We start from the raw sequence: 18,524 nt of genomic DNA, 5'->3' as shown, positions 1-18,524 counted from the left end.
GCGCACGGGCCTGACCGAGTTTGGAAGCCCTCACAAGGAACCTCAACAATGAAAAAGACAATCCTCGGCCTCGCCCTGCTGGGTGGACTCGGCGTCGCCCAGTCCGCCCTGGCGCAGGACTACGACGACCGCTGGTACCTGTCCGGTTCGGTTGGTTACAACCTGCAGGACAAGGACCGTCGCACGGAAGACGCGTTCGCGCTGGGCCTGGGCGTCGGCCGCTTCATCAGCCCGGAGTGGTCGGTGGAAGGAGCGCTGAACTACCAGAACCCGAGCTTCCGCCACAACAACAACCTGCTGTGGAGCCAGTACGGCGTGTCGCTGGACTTCCGCCGCCACTTCATCAACGAGTCGCGGAACTGGAACCCGTACGTGGTGATGGGCCTGGGCTACCAGCGTTCGGAGGAAGAGTACGAGGCGACGGCGGGCACGCAGTCCCCGCTGCAGCGTGAGGACGGGAACCTGGCGGCGAAGCTGGGCTTCGGCCTGCAGGGCGATTTCTCGCGCCGCGTGGCGGTGCGCGCCGAGCTGGCGGCCCGTTTCGACTTCGACGACCAGAGCTTCGCGGCCGAGGGTGGTCCGGCGGAGAGCTCGGGCTATCCGCACCAGCAGGAGGAGAGCTACTTCGCGGACGTGATCGCCTCGCTGGGCGTGGTGGTGCCGCTGGGTCCGGAGCCGACCAAGCCGGTGGCCCCGCCGCCGCCGCCGCCGCCGGCCGAGCCGGCCCCGCCGCCGCCGCCCGCGCCGATCACGATCGACCTGAACGGCGTGAACTTCGACTTCGACCGGGCGACGCTGCGTCCTGACGCGGTGCAGATCCTGAACGAGGCGGTGGAGATCCTGAAGCGCTACCCGGACCTGCGGGTGGAAGTGGCGGGCCACACCGACCTGTGCGGTTCGGATGCCTACAACCAGGGTCTGTCGGAGCGTCGCGCTGCCGCGGTGTACGACTACCTGACCAGCAACGGCATCGACGCGAGCCGCCTGCAGGGTCCGGTGGGTTACGGCGAGAGCCGTCCGCTGGAGCCGACCCCGCAGACGCTGCCGGGGTGCAAGAGCGAGGTCAACCGCCGCACCGAGCTCAACGTCCAGAACTGATCCGGACCGGAGCGGCCGGTCCGCCGGCCGCTCCGCCCCTTTCCGGACGGGTCCGGATTCTTGTTAAGGATCCGTTTGAATTGATATGATTCCGCGGCGCCAGAGAAGCAGCGGCCTGGCCCGGCCTCGTCGCCCGGGCGCCTGACGGAACGAGTGTGCGAACAGTCGAGTTTCAAACTTCAGGACATCCCCAAGGAGTCATACCCATGAAAATCCACTTGTTGAGCGCCGCCCTGCTCGCGGGCCTGGCCGTGACGCAAGTCGCTTCCGCGCAGGACTACGACGACCGCTGGTACCTGTCCGGTTCGGTTGGTTACAACCTGCAGGACAAGGACCGTCGCACGGAAGACGCGTTCGCGCTGGGCCTGGGCGTCGGCCGCTTCATCAGCCCGGAGTGGTCGGTGGAAGGAGCGCTGAACTACCAGAACCCGAGCTTCCGCCACAACAACAACCTGCTGTGGAGCCAGTACGGCGTGTCGCTGGACTTCCGCCGCCACTTCATCAACGAGTCGCGGAACTGGAACCCGTACGTGGTGATGGGCCTGGGCTACCAGCGTTCGGAGGAAGAGTACGAGGCGACGGCGGGCACGCAGTCCCCGCTGCAGCGTGAGGACGGGAACCTGGCGGCGAAGCTGGGCTTCGGCCTGCAGGGCGATTTCTCGCGCCGCGTGGCGGTGCGTGCCGAGCTGGCGGCCCGTTTCGACTTCGACACCAGCAGCTACGCGGCCGAGAGCGGCACCGACTCGTCGGGCTACCCGCACCAGATGGAGGAGAGCTACTTCTCCGACGTGATCGCGTCGCTGGGCGTGGTGGTGCCGCTGGGTCCGGAGCCGACCAAGCCGGTGGCCCCGCCGCCGCCGCCGCCGCCGGCCGAGCCGGCCCCGCCGCCGCCGCCGGCGCCGATCACGATCGACCTGAACGGCGTGAACTTCGACTTCGACAAGGCGACGCTGCGTCCTGACGCGGTGCAGATCCTGAACGAGGCGGTGGAGATCCTGCGCCGCTATCCGGAGCTGCGCGTGGAAGTGGCCGGCCACACCGACCTGTGCGGTCCGGACGCCTACAACCAGCGCCTGTCGGAGCGTCGTGCGGCCGCGGTGTACGACTACCTGACCAGCAACGGCATCGACGCCAGCCGTCTGTCGGGCCCGGTGGGTTACGGCGAGAGCCGTCCGCTGGAGCCGACCCCGCAGACGCTGCCGGGGTGCAAGAGCGAGGTGAACCGTCGCACCGAGCTGAACGTCCAGAACTGATCCGGACGCACAGTGCAGACCAGGAAGCCCGGCCACGTGCCGGGCTTCCTTTATGTGCGCGGTCGCCCGCCGTGGCATCCATGCCCTTGTCGTCGCCTCAGGCGCTGCTACACTCCGCCGCAACTGTGCAAGGGGTAGCGACGATGCGTGGACTGGCGATGGTGGTGCTTTCGATGGCGGCGTTCGGCGCGCAGGCGTCGTCGAGCCAGTGCCAGGACATCGCCGCCCGGCCGACGGCGGTGCGTCCCACCGTCCTCACGCCGGTGGCGGCCGGCTTCGCGGTGGTCAATCCGCAGCTGGGTTCGCAGCGTGGCGTGCTGGCGCCCGACTACGACGAGACGCAGTCGGTCGACAACGTGCTCTGGCGCCTGAAGGTGGAAGGCTGCCGCAGCCTGGCCGCGGCCCCCGCCGCGACCGCCACCCCGGCCGGCTACGTGAAGAAGACCGAATTCGACAACACGCCGTACCGGTTCAACATGACCCAGAACGGCCGGCGCATGACGGCCGACGATTTCGACGCGTGGCTGCAGGCCAACGGCTACAGCGCCGGTCGCCGCGTCGATCCCAACGCGCAGCAGCAGGCGCCCGCCGAGGCCGGCGCCGCCGAGGCCGCGCCGCAGCAGTAAGGCGCGAGGGCCGCGGCAGGGTGCCGCGACCCGCCCGGCGCGTGCTCAGCCCCCGAGTACGCCCAGTTCCCGCCCGACCCGGACGAAGGCGTCGATTGCCCGGTCCAGGTGTTCGCGCGTGTGCGCTGCGGACATCTGGGTGCGGATCCTGGCCTGCCCCTTGGGCACCACCGGGAAGAAGAAGCCGATCGCGTACACCCCTTCTTCCAGCAGGCGCTGGGCGAACCGCTGCGCGAGCGGGGCGTCGTAGAGCATGACCGGGCAGATCGGGTGGTCGCCCGGGCGCAGGTCGAAGCCCGCGGCGGACATGCGTTCGCGGAAATAGGCGGTGTTCTCGCGCAGCCGCTGGCGCAGCTCGTCGGCGGAGGCGAGCATCTCGAACGCGCGGATCCCGGCGGCGACCACGTGCGGCGGCAGCGAATTGGAGAACAGGTACGGACGCGAGCGCTGGCGCAGCAGCTCGATGACTTCCGCGCTGGCGGTGGTGAAACCGCCCAGCGCCCCGCCCATGGCCTTGCCGAGGGTTCCGGTGATGATGTCGATGCGGTCCAGCACGCCCTTGACCTCGGCCGAGCCGCGGCCGGTGGCGCCGAGGAAGCCGGTGGCGTGGCATTCGTCGATGTGGACCAGGGCGCCATACCGTTCCGCGAGCGCGGTGATCTCGTCCAGCGGGGCGACGAACCCGTCCATCGAGAACACGCCGTCGGTGGTGATCATGATCGTGCGCGCGCCGTCCGCCTTCGCCTGCTGCAGCTGCTTCTCCAGGTCGGCCATGTCGCAGTTGGCGTAGCGGTAGCGCCTGGCCTTGCACAGGCGCACGCCGTCGATGATCGAGGCGTGGTTGAGCGCATCGGAGATGATCGCGTCGTTCTCGTCCAGCAGCGGCTCGAACAGGCCGCCGTTGGCGTCGAAGCAGGCGGCGTAGAGGATCGTGTCCTGCTTGCCGAAGAAGTCGGCGATGGTGCGCTCGAGCCGCTTGTGCAGGTCCTGGGTGCCGCAGATGAAGCGCACCGAGGCCATGCCGAAGCCGTGGCTGTCGAGCGCCTGCTTCGCCGCCTCGATCATGGCGGGGTGGTCGGCCAGGCCGAGGTAGTTGTTGGCGCAGAAGTTCAGCACCCGGCGACCGTCCTTGAGCGTGATCTCCGCCGCCTGCGGGCTGGTAATGATCCGCTCGGACTTGAACAGTCCCGCTTCGCGGATCTCGTCCAGGGTCTCGGCGTAACGGGTGGTCAGGGACATCGGTGGAACCTCCTGTCGCCCAAAGGGGCAGGGTATGGGGGCGGATGCGTGCGTCGCGGGGCGCCGCGGCGGCTGACGCGGATCAGGGCCAGCTCAGCACGACCTTGCCGCACTTGCCGCCTTCCATCAGGTCGAAGCCCTTCTGGAAGTCGTCGGCGTGCAGCTGGTGGCTGAGCACCTTGCCCAGCGGGAAGCCCGACAACACCAGCTGGGTCATCTTGTACCAGGTCTCGTACATGCGGCGGCCGTAGATGCCCTGAACGGTCAGGCCCTTGAAGATGATCCGGTCCCAGTCCACGCCCGCGCCCTTGGGCAGGATCCCCAGCAATGCCACCTTGCCGCCGTGGTACATGGCCTCGAGCATGTCGTTGAAGGCGCGCGGGTTGCCGCTCATCTCCAGGCCAACGTCGAAGCCGTCCATGTGCAGGTCGGCCATGACCTCGCGCAGCGGGGTGTTGGCGACGTTGACCACCCGGGTCGCACCCATGTCGGCGGCGAGCTTGAGCCGGTAGTCGTTGACGTCGGTGACGACCACGTTGCGCGCGCCGATGTGCTTGCAGATCCCGGCCGCCATGACCCCGATCGGGCCGGCGCCGGTGATCAGCACGTCCTCGCCGACGACGTCGAACTCGAGCGCGCAGTGCGCGGCGTTGCCGTAGGGATCGAAGAACGCGGCCAGTTCCGACGGCACCTGGTCGGGCACCGGCCACAGGTTGGACGCCGGCATCACGATGTACTCGGCGAAGGCGCCGTCGCGGTTGACGCCGATGCCCACGGTGTTCGGACACAGGTGCTGCTTGCCGGCGCGGCAGTTGCGGCAGTGGCCGCAGACGATGTGGCCCTCGGCCGAGACGCGTTGGCCGACGGCGTAGCCGGACACGCCGGGGCCGAGTCCGGCGATGCGGCCGACGAACTCATGGCCGACGACCAGCCCCTGCCGGATCGTGCGCCGGGCCCACTCGTCCCAGAGGTAGATGTGCAGGTCGGTGCCGCAGATGGCGGTCTTCTCGACCCGGATCAGGACCTCGTTGGGGCCGGGGACCGGGACCGGCACTTCCTCCATCCACAGTCCCTTGGTGGTCTCGCGCTTGACCAGCGCCTTCATGGTTGCGGACATCGGGGAATGCCGTCGGGGGGAAGGGATCGGCATTATAGGTTGCACGGGAAACCGACGCCGCCGGGGCGCGTGGCGGGACCGTCGCGGGGTGGGGGCTACAATCGCGCGGTCCTTTCAGTTGGAACCGTTGCATGCGCCTTGCCCTGCTGAGCCTGTCCGCCGCCGCCGTCCTGGCCGTGTCCTCCGCCGCCCGCGCCGCCGAGGGCATGTGGGTGCCGCAGCAGCTTCCAGAGATCGCCAGGTCGCTGAAGAAGGCGGGGCTGCGGCTGGATCCGGAGCGCCTGGCCGACCTCACCGGCGACCCGCTGGGGGCGGTGGTGTCGTTGGGCGGCTGCACCGCCAGCTTCGTCTCGCCGCAGGGCCTGGTGGTGACCAACCACCACTGCGCCTACGGTGCGATCCAGCTCAATTCGACCCCCGGGAACAACCTTCTGCGCGACGGCTTCAACGCTGCCGCGCCCGGCGAGGAGATTACCGCCGGCCCCAACGCGCGCATCTACGTGCTCGACGCGATCACCGATGTCAGCGAGCGCGTGCACGCGGCCATCGCTGCCGCCGATGGGCCGCTCGAGCGGACCCGTGCGCTGGACGCGATCGAGAAGCGGCTGGTTGCCGAATGCGAAGCCGAGCCCGGCTACCGCTGCCGCCTGTACAGCTTCCTGGGCGGCAACGCCTACCGCCTGTTCCGCAACCTCGAGATCCGGGACGTGCGCCTGGCCTATGCGCCGCCCGGCGGCATCGGCAACTTCGGCGGCGAGGTCGACAACTGGATGTGGCCGCGGCATACCGGCGACTTCGCGTTCTACCGCGCCTATGTCGGTCCCGACGGCACGCCGGCGGCGTTCTCCCCGGACAACGTGCCTTACCAGCCGAGGCACTGGCTGAAGATCGCCGACCGGCCGCTGCGCGAGGGCAACTTCGTGATGGTCGCCGGCTACCCCGGGCGTACCAGCCGCTACGCGCTGGCCGGCGAGTTCGAGGACACGGTGGAGTGGTCGTATCCCTCGATCGTGCGCCACTACCGCGCGATGACCGCGCTGGTCGGGGCGCGCGGCAAGGCCGACCCCGACATCGAGGTCCGCTACGCCAGCACCGTGCGCGGCTGGGAAAACACGATGAAGAACTACCAGGGGCAGCTCGAGGGCTTCGCCCGGATCGATGCGCTCGCGCGCAAGCGTGCCGAGGAGGAGGCCGTGCTGGCGTGGCTGGCCGGGCAGGGCGAGGCGGGCGAGGCCGCGCTCGAGGCGCACCGCCGGCTGCTGGCCCTGGACGATGCCGAACGCGCCACCCGCGAGCGCGACCTGGTGCTGCGGATGCTCAACGGCACGGGCGCGCTGTCGGCGGCGACCTCACTCTACCGCCTGGCGATCGAGCGCGAGAAGCCCGACGCCGAACGCGAGCAGGGCTACCAGGAACGCGACCTGCCCACGATCGAGGGCGGCCTGCGGCAGATGGAGCGCCGCTACGTGGCCGAGATGGACCGCGAACTGCAGCGCTACTGGCTGGCCGAATACCTGAAGCTGCCGCCCGGGCAGCGCCTGCCGGCGCTCGACGCGTGGCTGGGCGGCGACGACGCCGCCGCGATCGAGGCCGCCCTGGAGAGACTGTCCAGGACCCGCATCGGCGACACCGCGGTGCGCATGGCCTGGTTCGAAGCCGGGCGCAAGGAGCTCGAGGGCAACCGCGATCCGGCGCTCGCCTATGCGGTGGCGCTGATGCCGACCCTGCTCGAACTCGAGCAGGAGCGCAAGGCGCGGGCCGGCGAGCGGCTCGCGGCGCGTCCGGTCTACCTGCAGGCGCTGGCGGACTACCGCCGCAGCCAGGGCGGCCACGTGTACCCGGATGCGAACTCCTCGCTGCGGATCACCTTCGGCAAGGTGGTGCCGTACATCGGGCTCGACGGCACCCGGCACCAGGCCTTCACCCGGCTGGAGGAAGTGGCCGCCAAAGCCACCGGCGAGGCGCCGTTCGACGCACCACAGGCGCTGCTCGACGCGGTGGCCGAGGGCCGCCATGGCGGACTGGCCGATCGCCGGCTGCGCAGCGTGCCGGTGAATTTCCTGTCCGACCTCGACGTGACCGGCGGCAACTCCGGCTCGCCGGTGCTCGACGCGCAGGGGCGCCTGGTGGGGCTGCTGTTCGACATGAACTGGGAGGCGGTGGTGTCGAACTGGGTCTTCGACGCGGAGATGACCCGGACCATCTCGGTCGACCAGCGCTACATGCGCTGGATCATGCAGGAGGTGTACCCGGCCCCGCGCCTGCTGGAGGAGATGGGCGTCCCGGCCACGCGCTGAGCGCGGCCGCGCGGCAACGGGCGGGCGGCTTCGCTTAGACTATGCGCCGCGCGGGCGCCGGGGAGTGCCCGCATTCCTCCATATCCGGACCCGCTGCCGCATGAGAATCCTGCTTGCCCGCCACGGCGAGACGCCGTGGAATGCCGAAGGCCGTTACCAGGGACAGGAAGACATTCCGTTGTCGCCGGTGGGCGAGAAGCAGGCGCGGCTGCTGGGCGAACGGTTGCGCGACGTGCGCATCGACAAGGCAGTCAGTTCGCCCCTGACCCGCGCCTACCACACCGGGCAGCTGGCGCTGGGCGAGGCGCGCGCGCCGATGCTCACCACCGAGATGGGCTTCATGGAGATCGCCCACGGCACCTGGGAGGGCCTGCTCGCCAGCGAGATCGCCGAGCGCGATCCCGAGCTGCTGCGCGCCTGGCGCGAGGCTCCCGACACCGTGCAGATGCCCGGAGGCGAATCGCTCAAGCAGGTCCTGCGGCGCGCCTGGGAGGCGCTTGAGTGGTCGGTCGAGGGCCTCGGCGGCAACGACACGCTGCTGGTGGTCGCGCACGACGCGGTCAATCGCGTGATCCTGTGCCAGGTGCTGGGCATCCCGCTGTCGCGGCTCTGGTCCTTCCGCCAGGCGCCGACCACGCTCAACCTGCTGGAGGGAGACGACCTGTCGCGGCTGGAAGTGGTGCGGCTCAACGACTGCTCCCACCACACCGCGTTCTTCGGCGAGGCAGTGCACCGGGCGCTCTGATCCGCCGCGTCGTCGGCCTCCGGCGGATCCTCCGCCGTGGCGCGCCCCAGCTCCCGACCATGCCTGACACGCTTCCCGAGTGGCTCGCCTACATCGAGCGCCAGCACCCGCGGGCGATCGAGATGGGCCTCGACCGCGTGCGCGAGGTGGCCGCGCGCATGGGCCTGGGCCGGCCGGCGCGGCGCGTGGTCACCGTGGCCGGCACCAACGGCAAGGGCTCGACCGTGGCCTTCATCGAGGCGATCGCGCGTGCCGCCGGCCTGCGGGTGGGCGCGTACACCTCGCCGCACCTGCTCGACTACCGCGAGCGGGTGCGCATCGACGGCGCCGATGCCGGCGACGCGGCGCTGGCGCAGGCCCTCGCCGCGGTGGAGGCGGCGCGCAACGGCACGCCGCTGACCTACTTCGAGTTCGGCACCCTGGCCGCGCTGCGGTTGTTCGAACGTGCCGGCCTGGACCTGGCCCTCCTGGAAGTGGGGCTGGGCGGGCGCCTGGACGCGACCAACCTGGTCGATGCCGACGTGGCCGTGATCACTACCGTCGACCTCGACCACCAGGAGTGGCTGGGGCCGGACCGCGAGGCGATCGGACTGGAGAAGGCCGGGATCGTGCGGGCCTGGAAGCCGGTGGTCCTGGGCGAGGACGATCCGCCGGCCAGCGTGCTGCGACATGCCTATGCGCTCGGCGCCCCCGCGATCCGGGCCGGCAGCGACTTCTTCTTCGAGCCGCTTGCCGCCGGTGGCTGGCGCTGGCGCGAGCTGGGCCATGTGCTGGAACTGCCGTCGCCGGCGCTGGATGCCCCGGTGCAACTGCGCAACGCGGCGACCGCCATCGCCGCGCTGCACGCCCTGGATATCGAGCTTCCCGACGAGGCGGTGGCGCGCGGGGTGGCGGCCGCGCGGCTGCCCGGCCGGCTGCAGGCGTTGCGCCACCACGGCGTGGAGGTGCGCGTCGACGTCGGCCACAACCCCCAGGCCGCGCGCGAGGTGGCGGCATGGCTGCGGGCCAACCGCGTGCCCGGTCGCGTCCACGTCCTGTACGCGCCGCTGGCCGACAAGGACGTCGCGGGGGTCGTCCAGGCCCTGGCCGGGGAAGTCGACCAGTGGTGGCTGGCGGGGACGCCCGGCGCGGGCGCGCGGGGGCTCGCGGTGGCCGACCTGGCCGCGCGCCTGCACGATCGGGCCGTCGCGCGGGGGGCACGCTTCGACGATCCGGGCGTGGCGCTGGACGCGGTGCTCGCGGCGGCCGTCGCCGGCGACCGCGTGCTGGTGTTCGGCTCGTTCCATGCCGCGGAGCTGGCGTTGCGACGGCTGCGCGGCGCGGATTCAGAAGCCGGCGGCGGCCGCGGCGTATAATCCCCCTGCCGCCGCCTCGCCGAACCTGGTCGGAACCTTGATGGATGCCGGACTGAAACAGCGCCTGATCGGTGCCGCCGTGCTGGTCGCGCTGGCCGTGATCTTCCTGCCGATGCTGGTCAAGGGCCCGGCCCCGGACAGCGGGGTGTCCGACCTGTCGATGCGCGTGCCCGACGCGCCGCAGGAGGGCTACCGCACCGTCGACCTGCCGCTCGTGGTGCCGCCCGAGGCGCCGGCCGAAGGCGTGCTGCCGATGCACGAACCGCTCTCCGGCGACGGGCTGCCGCTGGTCGATACCGCGACCGCCCCGCCCGAGGGCGACGTGGCGGCGGAGGACGCGAACGAGGATGCCGCCGACCTGGCCGCGCCTCCCGCCAGCGACCCGCCCCCGTCGGCCGTGGCCAGGCCCGCCCCCGCTCCAGCGGCCGCGGCGCAGGAGCGCGCGCCAGCCGCGGACATGCGCCTGCCGCCCACCACGGCCGGCGGCGACTACGCGGTCCACTTCGGCGCCTTCGCCAGCGAGCGCGATGCGCGCCTGATCGTGCGCCAGCTCGGCGAGGCGGGCCTTTCCGCCTATGCCGAGCCCTTCACCCTCAACGGGCGTCCCGCGCATCGCGTGCGCCTGGGGCCCTACGCGTCGCGCGAAGCCGCGGAGGTGGTGCGGGTGCGCGCCGCCCAGGTCCGTGACGACGTCAGCCCGCGGGTGGTGGTGCTCGATGCCGGGGCGCCTGTCGCCCAGGTGCCGGCCCGCGAATCGGCGGCCGCGCCCGCTCCGCCGGCCGCGCAGGCGACGCCCGCGGCGGCCGCCAGCGGGGTCGGGTTCGCGGTGCAGGTCGGCGCCTTCGGCAACGCGGCCGAGGCCAACCGCCTGCGCGACCGCCTGCGCGGCCTGGGCTTCGCTGCGTTCACCGATACCGTGGACACCGACCGCGGTCGCCTCACCCGGGTCAAGGCCGGGCCGGTGCCCAGCCGCGAGGAGGCGGAGCGGCTGAAGGCGCAGCTGCAGGCCAGGGCCGGGCTCGCCGACGGGCTGGTCCGCCCGCATCCTTGAGCGTCCGCCAGCCCCATCCCCGATTCGCAGTCCCGCAGGACATCCAACCGGAACCCCAGCCATGTGCGGCATCATCGGCATCGTCGCCACCACCGAGGTCGCGACCGCGCTCTACGACGGGCTGACCGTGCTCCAGCACCGCGGCCAGGACGCGGCGGGCATCGCCACCGCCAACGGCACCCAGCTGCGGGTGCACAAGGGCAACGGCCTGGTCCGCGACGTGTTCGACGCCCGGGCGATGCGGCTGCTGCAGGGCAGGGTGGGCATCGGCCACTGCCGCTATCCCACCGCCGGCAGCGAGGGCAGCGACGAGGCACAGCCGTTCTACGTCAATTCGCCCTACGGCATCGCGCTGGCGCACAACGGCAACCTGGTCAACACCGACACCCTGCGTCGCGAGGTATTCGAGCAGGACCGGCGCAACATCAACACCCAGTCCGACTCGGAAGTGCTGCTCAACGTGTTCGCGCACGAGCTCGACAAGAGTCCCACGCTCACGCCCGAGGCGGCGTTCCGCGCGGTCGAGGGCGTGAACCGGCGCGCGCGGGGGGGCTATGCCGCGGTGGCGACGGTACTGGGCCTGGGCCTGGTGGCGTTCCGCGATCCGCACGGCATCCGCCCGCTGGTGCTGGGCAAGCGCGGGACCGAGGCCGGAGACGAGTACGCGATCGCCTCGGAGTCGGTTGCGTTGGACATCCTCGGCTTCGAGCGGGTGCGCGACATCGCGCCGGGCGAGGGCGTGGTGGTGACCTCGCGCGGGGAGCTGCATACCCGCCAGTGCGCCGAACCGGGGACGCACGCGCCGTGCATCTTCGAGTACGTGTACTTCGCGCGCCCGGACTCGATGATCGAGAACATCTCGGTGCACAAGGCGCGCATGCGCATGGGCGTGACCCTGGGCGAGAAGATCCTGCGCCTGCGGCCGGACCACGACATCGACACCGTGATCCCGATCCCCGACACCTCGCGCGACGCCGCGCTGGAACTGGCCAACGTGCTCGGGGTGAAATACCGCGAGGGCTTCATCAAGAACCGCTACGTCGGCCGCACCTTCATCATGCCGGGGCAGGGAGAGCGGGTGAAGTCGGTCAAGCGCAAGCTCAACCCGATCCCGCTGGAGTTCCGCAACCGCGTGGTGCTGCTGGTCGACGATTCGATCGTGCGCGGCACCACCTCGCAGCAGATCGTGCAGATGGCGCGCGATGCCGGGGCGCGCAAGGTGTACCTGGCCTCGGCCGCGCCGCCGGTGCGCCACCCGAACATCTACGGCATCGACATGCCCACGCCCGAGGAGCTGATCGCGCACGGCCGCAGCGAGGAAGAGATCGAGCGCATGATCGGCTGCGACTGGCTGGTGTACCAGGACCTGGCAGACCTGGAGAGCGCGGTTGCCGGGCCGAAGTTCGCCGGCATGAAGTTCGACAGCTCCTGCTTCAGCGGCGAGTACGTGACCGGGGTCGACCCGGGCTACTTCGAGGGCCTGCGCCAGCTGCGCTCGGACGACGCCAAGCGACAGCGCCGGCTCGCGCTCTGAGCGCCGGACCGATGCCGACCCTGTTCGAGGCCGCGCGCGAGTGCCTGGACGCGGCGGCGGTGGACGACAAGATCGCGCGCACCCGCCGCCACGCCGCGGCCTTCGCCCGCGGCGAACTGGCGGTGCCCGGGGACGCCCCGCCGCCGGCGCCGATCCGCATGCCCGGCAGGCCGCCACGGCCGCGCCTGGTGCACCCGCGCGAGCTGCCGCGCCGCGGCCTGGGCAGCGACCACGGCCGCGCCGCCTTCATCCACGCGATCGCCCACATCGAACTCAATGCGGTGGACCTGGCCTGGGATGCGGCCTACCGCTTCCGCGGCCTGCCCCCGGACTACTACGCGGACTGGGTGCGGATCGCCGACGACGAGGCCCGCCACTTCCTGATGCTGCGCGAGCGACTGCGCGCGCTCGGCCACGACTACGGCGACTTCGACGCCCACAACGGGCTGTGGGAGATGTGCGAGAAGACCGCGCACGACGGCCTGGCGCGCATGGCCCTGGTGCCGCGGGTGCTGGAAGCCCGCGGGCTGGACGTGACCCCGGGGATGATCGCGAAGCTGCGTTCGCTCGGCGACGATGCGACCGCCGGCGTGCTGGAGGTGATCCTGCGCGAGGAGGTGGCGCACGTGGCCGCCGGCAGCCGCTGGTTCCGCTGGTTCTGCGAACGGCGCGGCATCGAGCCCGAGCCGAAGTTCCGTGAGCTGCTGGCCGAGTACGCGCGCGCGGTGCTGCATGGCCCGTTCAACGTCGAGGCGCGCAGCGCCGCCGGCTTCAGCGAGGAGGAACTGGCCGCGCTGCAGCAGGCCGCGCACCAGGCCTAGCCATCTCGTCCGGGGACGTGCCATCGTTCCGGATGCCGGGCCCAAGCCCTCGCCGCCTGTGGGAGCGGCTTCAGCCGCGACCTTCGCCCGGCCGGCAAGGCATCCCGATCGGGTCGACACCAGGCATCGTGGCTGAAGCCGCTCCTACAGGGCGAGGGGAAGGGTTTGCAGGTCGTAATGGCCGTCTGCCACGCGCAGGACCGAGCCCTGCGTGTACCAGTCGCCCAGGACGATGCGCCGGCACTGGCGACCGCCGGCCGTCAGGCGATGGATCGCCGGCCGGTGGGTATGGCCGTGGATCATCGTGTCCACGCCGTAGCGGGCGAACACCTCGTCGACGGCGGCTGCGGCGACGTCGGTGATGGTCTCCATCGTGCCGGCCTGCTGCAGCTCGCCCTGCCGCGCCTGGCTGGCCGCGCGCGCCTGGGCGGCGAACGCGAGCCGCGCCTGCAGCGGCTGGGCGAGGAACTGCGCCTGCCAGGCCGGATCGCGGGTCTGGGCGCGGAAAGCCTGGTAGGCGTGGTCGTCGGTGCACAGCAGGTCGCCATGGCTGACCAGGACCGGCGCGCCGCCGAGCACGATGACCGCGGGGTCGGGCAGGATGGCGAAGCCCGCACGCGCGGCATAGGCGGCGCCGACCAGGAAGTCGCGGTTGCCGCGCTGGAAGTACACCGGCGCGCCCGCATCGGCCACGCCGTGCAGGGCCTGGGCCACGGCGCGGCCGGCGTCGGAGGGATCATCGTCGCCGACCCAGGCTTCGAACAGGTCGCCGAGGATGTACAGCGCGTCGGCCGTGCGCGCCTCGGTGGCGAGGAAGCGCAGGAAGTGCGCGGTGATCTCCGGACGCGTCGCATCCAGGTGCAGGTCGGAGACGAACAGGGTGGCCATGCGTGGATTGTAGTGGCTGGGGCGAGGCGCGTTCGGGCGCCGCGGCCGTGGCCATCGAAGTTGTCCACGGACGCTGTGGACAAGCCTGTGGAGGCGCACTGGATTTGGCCCCCGGGCACCGCGTGGCAGCGCGGTCGGGCCTGGTTTGTCGGTTTCCTCGCCAACGCGGCCGCGGTCACCGGCCGGGCCGGAGCGGGGCGCGCCGGGCAGGGGTAAAATGCCGTGCTCCTTCCGATGGTCCTGCCATGTCCTGTCGTACCCGCTTCGCCCCCAGTCCCACCGGCTACCTGCACATCGGTGGCGCGCGCACCGCGCTGTACTGCTGGCTGGAGGCGCGCCACCGCGGCGGCCAGTTCATCCTGCGGATCGAGGACACCGACCGCGAGCGCAGCACCCAGGCCGCGATCGACGCGATCCTCGAGGCGATGGACTGGCTGGGGCTGGACTACGACGAAGGCCCGATCTTCCAGACCCAGCGCCTGGACCGCTACCGCGAGGTCGCCGAACGGCTGGTGGCCGAGGGCAAGGCCTACTACGCCTACGAGAGCAAGGAAGAACTCGACGCGATGCGCGAGGCGGCGATGGCGCGCGGCGAGAAGCCGCGCTACAACGGCGCGTACCGCGACCGCAACGAACCCAGGCGGGACGATCCGAACCGGGTGATCCGGTTCAAGAACCCGCAGGGCGGCGTGGTGGCCTGGGACGACAAGGTCAAGGGCCGGATCGAGATCGCCAACAGCGAACTCGACGACCTTGTGATCCTGCGCGCCGACGGCTACGCCACCTACAACTTCGCGGTGGTCGTCGACGACATGGACATGCGCATCACCGACGTGGTGCGCGGCGACGACCACGTCAACAACACCCCGCGCCAGATCAACCTCTATCGCGCGCTGGGCGCGCCGGTGCCCGACTTCGCGCACCTGCCGATGATCCTCGACGAGCACGGCGCCAAGCTCAGCAAGCGCACCGGCGCGGCCGACGTCATGCAATACCGCGACGCCGGCTACCTGCCGCACGCGCTGCTCAACTACCTGGTGCGCCTGGGCTGGTCGCACGGCGACCAGGAGATCTTCTCGATCGAGGAGATGCAGCGCCTGTTCGAGCTCAAGGACGTCAACGCCAAGGCGGCGCGCCTGGATCCGGCCAAGCTCGGCTGGCTCAACCAGCAGTACCTGAAGAACGACGACCCGGCCGACGTTGCCCGGCACCTGGAGTGGCACCTGCGCCAGTGCGGCTACGACCTCGCCACCGGGCCGGCTCCGGCCGACATCGTGGTCGCGCTGCGCGAGCGCGTGCAGACCCTGCGCGACATGGCCGAGCGCGCCGCGGTCTGGTTCCGCCCGCTCGAGCACTATGACGAAGCGGCGGTGGCCAAGCACCTCAAGGCGGGTGCGGATGCGCCGCTGAAGGAGGCGCGTGCACGACTGGAAGCGCTGCCCGAGTGGACCGTGGAGGCGATCGCCGCCGCGCTGCAGGCCACGGCCGAGGCCCTGGGCCTGGGCATGGGCAAGGTGGCGCAGCCGATGCGGGTGGCGATCACCGGCACCCAGGTCAGCCCCGACATCGCCCACACCGTGTACCTGGCCGGACGCGCACAGGCGCTGCAGCGCATCGACGCCGCGATCGCGCGGGTGCCCGCCGGTTGAGAAAGCGCGGGCGCGGGGCCATCATCGGGGCATGGGCAAGCACGCGCACACGCACGCTTCGGCGTGCATCGCCCCCGGCCACCATGTACACGACGCGGGCGGCTTCGTGCGCGCCGTCGAGCGCGCCTGCCAGGAGCGCGGGCTGCGCCTGACCCCGATCCGGGCGCGGGTGCTGCGCCTGGTCGCCGAGGCGGGGCGCCCGGTGAAGGCGTACGACCTGCTCGACCAGGTGCGCGCCGGCAAGGGCGTGGGCGCCGACGCGCCACCCACGGTGTACCGCGCGCTGGACTTCCTGCTGGCCAACGGCTTCATCCACAAGCTGCAGTCGGTCAACGCCTTCGTCGCCTGCCACCACCCCGACAGCGCGCAACACTCGGTGCCGTTCCTGATCTGCAACCGCTGCCATGGCGCGGTGGAACTCGAGGACGCCGACGTGGTCGCCGCCCTCGATGCGCGTGCCCGCGCGCTCGGCTTCGTGCCACAGGCGCAGACGCTGGAAGTGCACGGCCTGTGCGCGGAGTGCGCGGACGCCGGCCGCGACGGGGACGGCGCGGCCTGACGCATGCACGGCGCCGGCGCGCGGCGCCGGTGGCGGGTTCTCAGAAGAAGAAGCGGATCCCGGCGGCCACGCTGCGCCCCGGCAGCGGCGCGAGGTCGCGCAGGAACGACGTGTGCGGACGCGCCTCGCGGTCAAGCAGGTTGCTGGCGTCGAAAAACACTTCCAGCGCACTGCCGTCCGCGGTATCCAGGTGCCAGGCCAGGTTGGCGTTGACCAGCAGGTAGCCGGGCGTGGGTGCCTCGTGCGCGGCCACGCGTCCCTGGCGGGCGTGGTGGATCGCGCCGATGCCGGCACGCCAGGCCCCCGCTTCCCAGCGCAGTTCGGCGCCGGTGCGCCGGGGGGCAAGCCTGGGCAGGTTGCCGTCCAGCGCCAGCTGCGCGACATGGTGGTGGACGTGGTCGCCGTGGGGCACTTCGAACGCGACCTCGCGCGTGCCGTCGCCGTCGAGCCGGCCGCGGACCGCGTCGGCGAACGTGCGCAGCGTCCAGAGCCCGTGCGCGCCGTCATGCACGGTCCACTGCAGGTCGATCTCGCCGCCGGTGAAGCGGGCATCGGCCTGGTGCCAGATCCGTACCGGCGTGCCGCCGTCCTCCACCCCGGTGTCGGCCAGGTGGATGAAATCGCGATAGTCGATCGCGTACAGCGATGCGCCCACGCGCACGCGTCCGTGGTGCCAGTGCACGCCGGCCTCGATGCGGTTGGCGGTCTCGGGACGCAGGGCCGGGTCGCCGAACTCCCAGCTGCGCGTGGCCACGTGCAGGCCGTGGGAATACAGCTCCTCGGCGGTCGGTGAGCGCTGCGCGCGGTCGAGGCCGAACGACAGGTGCAGGTCCTCGCCGAAGTGCCAGCGCGCCGCCGCCGAGAGGCTGGTCGCGCCGAAGCTGCGCGAGGGTCCCGCCGCCCCGGCCTGGTCGATGTCGATGCGGTTGCGGTCGTGGCGGGCGCCCAGTTCCAGTTCCAGCCCGTCGAAGCGACGGCTGCCGATCCAGAACAGTCCCACGTCGCGCGAATCCGATCCGGGGACGAAGGCCTCCTCGCCTTCGGCGTGGAAGTCGCGCTGCCAGGCCTGCAGGCCGAAGGCGCCGTGCCAGCCGGCCCAGGGGCGGTGCGCCAGCTCGACCCGCAGCTCGGTGCTGTCGTTGTCGAACACGCTGCCCACCGCGCCACCTTCGTACTCGGTGTGGGTGTAGGTGGTGCGCGCCAGCTTCACCCGCAGGGTTTCGAACGCGCCCAGGTCGTCGAGGCCGCCGCGTACTTCCTGGCGGCGCTGGTCCATGACGATGTGCACCTCGCCGTGGGCGTCGCCGTCGTGGCCGACGGTGTCGTCGTGCTCGTGTCCGTGTTCGTGGTCATGGTCATGCCCATGCCCATGCCCATGCCCATGCCCGTGTCCCTGGCCGTCGCCGGCATGGGCGTGGCCGGGCACGCCGTAGCGGCTGGCGTACAGGCTGGCGCCGGCGCCGATGAATCCGCGGTCGCCCACCCAGGACAGGCCGAGCGCGGCGCTGTCGGTGCGCACGAAGCTGTTGGCCAGGCGGCCACGCACGGCGTGCCCATCGGCATCATCGTCACCGTCCGCATGCCCGTGTTCGTGCGCGCGCAGGGCCGCGCTCTGGGCATGGCCGGGAATGCGGTAGTCGCCGGTTTCACGGTGCAACGCATCGAGGTGGAACACCAGCCGCCCGGACGACGAGGTGCCGTCCAGGCGCATCAGTCCCGTGCGTTCGTCGTTGCCGCTGGCCGCGCGCAGCTCGGCGCGGCCCTGCAGCGGTTCGGCCGTCGCCTGCTCGGGTACCCGGCCATCGACCACGTTCACCGCGCCGCCGATCGCGCCGCTGCCGTAGAGCAGGGTGGACGGCCCCTTGAGCACTTCCACCTGGTCGGCGAGGAACGGTTCGATCGCCACCGCATGGTCGACGCTCACCGTCGACACGTCGCCCGAGGCGAGGCCGTCGTTGAGCACCTGCACGCGCGCGCCATCGAGTCCGCGGATCACCGGCCGGCCCACGCCAGGGCCGAAGTACGAGGACTGCACGCCCGGCAGGCGGCTCACCGTTTCGCCGAGGCTGACCGCGCGGACCTCGTCCAGGCGGCTGCCGGCCAGCACTTCGACCGGACGGGCCAGGTCCTCGGCGGTGCGGGGCAGCGGATTGGCACGCACCACCACCTCGTCCAGGTCCTTGACCTCGGCATGGCGGGGGTCGTCGTGGCTGGCGGCGGCGGTGGACAGGGCGAGCAGGATCGCGGTGGCGAGGGGGCGCATCGACGGGCGGTCAGGCATGGGGAGGGGAT

The 18,524-nt window shown here is 71.5% G+C and carries 15 protein-coding genes; 11 read left to right on the top strand and 4 right to left on the bottom strand.

The features are described from left to right. Positions 1 to 48: 48 nt before the first annotated feature. From FQY79_RS04765 to FQY79_RS04755, 3 genes are all read left to right on the top strand, one after another. Entirely contained in the window at positions 49 to 1,098 is a 1,050-nt protein-coding gene (locus FQY79_RS04765) for an OmpA family protein (RefSeq protein ID WP_146311302.1), read from the top strand. Between the two features lie 206 nt (positions 1,099 to 1,304). Beyond that, on the top strand, positions 1,305 to 2,351 hold the full coding sequence (locus FQY79_RS04760) for an OmpA family protein (protein WP_146311300.1): 1,047 nt from the start codon (positions 1,305 to 1,307) through the stop codon (positions 2,349 to 2,351). Positions 2,352 to 2,494: 143 nt separating this feature from the next. Next, positions 2,495 to 2,977 (top strand): hypothetical protein, encoded by a 483-nt coding sequence (locus FQY79_RS04755; RefSeq protein ID WP_043741000.1) that lies wholly within the window; start codon positions 2,495 to 2,497, stop codon positions 2,975 to 2,977. Positions 2,978 to 3,022: 45 nt separating this feature from the next. Here the strand turns inward: FQY79_RS04755 and kbl are convergent, their stop codons facing one another. Then, complete coding sequence (kbl, locus tag FQY79_RS04750; RefSeq protein ID WP_146311298.1) at positions 3,023 to 4,216, bottom strand: glycine C-acetyltransferase; 1,194 nt, start codon at positions 4,214 to 4,216, stop codon at positions 3,023 to 3,025. 82 nt (positions 4,217 to 4,298) lie between these two features. Then, entirely contained in the window at positions 4,299 to 5,333 is a 1,035-nt protein-coding gene (gene tdh / locus FQY79_RS04745; RefSeq protein WP_146311296.1) for an L-threonine 3-dehydrogenase, read from the bottom strand. 131 nt (positions 5,334 to 5,464) lie between these two features. Between tdh and FQY79_RS04740 the strand changes: the two genes are divergently transcribed. From FQY79_RS04740 to FQY79_RS04715, 6 genes are all read left to right on the top strand, one after another. Continuing rightward, a complete protein-coding gene (locus tag FQY79_RS04740) occupies positions 5,465 to 7,630 on the top strand; it encodes a S46 family peptidase (protein ID WP_146311294.1) in 2,166 nt (721 codons plus the stop codon). 100 nt (positions 7,631 to 7,730) lie between these two features. Then, positions 7,731 to 8,375 (top strand): histidine phosphatase family protein, encoded by a 645-nt coding sequence (locus tag FQY79_RS04735; protein WP_146311292.1) that lies wholly within the window; start codon positions 7,731 to 7,733, stop codon positions 8,373 to 8,375. Between the two features lie 59 nt (positions 8,376 to 8,434). Beyond that, positions 8,435 to 9,730, top strand: coding sequence for a bifunctional tetrahydrofolate synthase/dihydrofolate synthase (gene folC, locus FQY79_RS04730; protein ID WP_146311290.1), 1,296 nt, complete (start codon positions 8,435 to 8,437; stop codon positions 9,728 to 9,730). 40 nt (positions 9,731 to 9,770) lie between these two features. Further along, positions 9,771 to 10,781 carry an SPOR domain-containing protein gene (locus tag FQY79_RS04725; RefSeq protein WP_146311288.1) on the top strand — a complete coding sequence of 337 codons (1,011 nt, stop codon included), beginning with the start codon at positions 9,771 to 9,773 and terminating at the stop codon, positions 10,779 to 10,781. A 61-nt stretch (positions 10,782 to 10,842) separates the two neighbouring features. Next, positions 10,843 to 12,315 carry an amidophosphoribosyltransferase gene (gene purF / locus FQY79_RS04720; RefSeq protein ID WP_146311286.1) on the top strand — a complete coding sequence of 491 codons (1,473 nt, stop codon included), beginning with the start codon at positions 10,843 to 10,845 and terminating at the stop codon, positions 12,313 to 12,315. Positions 12,316 to 12,326: 11 nt separating this feature from the next. Beyond that, positions 12,327 to 13,136 carry a ferritin-like domain-containing protein gene (locus tag FQY79_RS04715; RefSeq protein WP_146311283.1) on the top strand — a complete coding sequence of 270 codons (810 nt, stop codon included), beginning with the start codon at positions 12,327 to 12,329 and terminating at the stop codon, positions 13,134 to 13,136. Between the two features lie 144 nt (positions 13,137 to 13,280). On the opposite strand, the gene lpxH is transcribed toward FQY79_RS04715, so the two are convergent. After that, positions 13,281 to 14,024 (bottom strand): UDP-2,3-diacylglucosamine diphosphatase, encoded by a 744-nt coding sequence (lpxH, locus tag FQY79_RS04710; protein ID WP_146311281.1) that lies wholly within the window; start codon positions 14,022 to 14,024, stop codon positions 13,281 to 13,283. A gap of 245 nt (positions 14,025 to 14,269) precedes the next feature. On the opposite strand from lpxH, the gene gltX reads away from it, so the two are divergent. Both gltX and FQY79_RS04700 read left to right on the top strand, forming a co-directional pair. Continuing rightward, positions 14,270 to 15,673 carry a glutamate--tRNA ligase gene (gene gltX, locus FQY79_RS04705; RefSeq protein ID WP_146311279.1) on the top strand — a complete coding sequence of 468 codons (1,404 nt, stop codon included), beginning with the start codon at positions 14,270 to 14,272 and terminating at the stop codon, positions 15,671 to 15,673. A gap of 31 nt (positions 15,674 to 15,704) precedes the next feature. Beyond that, positions 15,705 to 16,232, top strand: coding sequence for a transcriptional repressor (locus tag FQY79_RS04700; RefSeq protein WP_146311277.1), 528 nt, complete (start codon positions 15,705 to 15,707; stop codon positions 16,230 to 16,232). 40 nt (positions 16,233 to 16,272) lie between these two features. Here the strand turns inward: FQY79_RS04700 and FQY79_RS04695 are convergent, their stop codons facing one another. Beyond that, positions 16,273 to 18,513 carry a TonB-dependent receptor gene (locus FQY79_RS04695; protein WP_146311275.1) on the bottom strand — a complete coding sequence of 747 codons (2,241 nt, stop codon included), beginning with the start codon at positions 18,511 to 18,513 and terminating at the stop codon, positions 16,273 to 16,275. Between the last annotated feature and the right edge of the window lie 11 nt (positions 18,514 to 18,524).

Origin of the sequence: Luteimonas wenzhouensis, assembly GCF_007859305.1 — a bacterium.
In the GTDB taxonomy this organism is placed as follows: Bacteria; Pseudomonadota; Gammaproteobacteria; order Xanthomonadales; family Xanthomonadaceae; genus Luteimonas; species Luteimonas wenzhouensis.
This window is presented reverse-complemented; position numbering and strand designations above follow the sequence as displayed.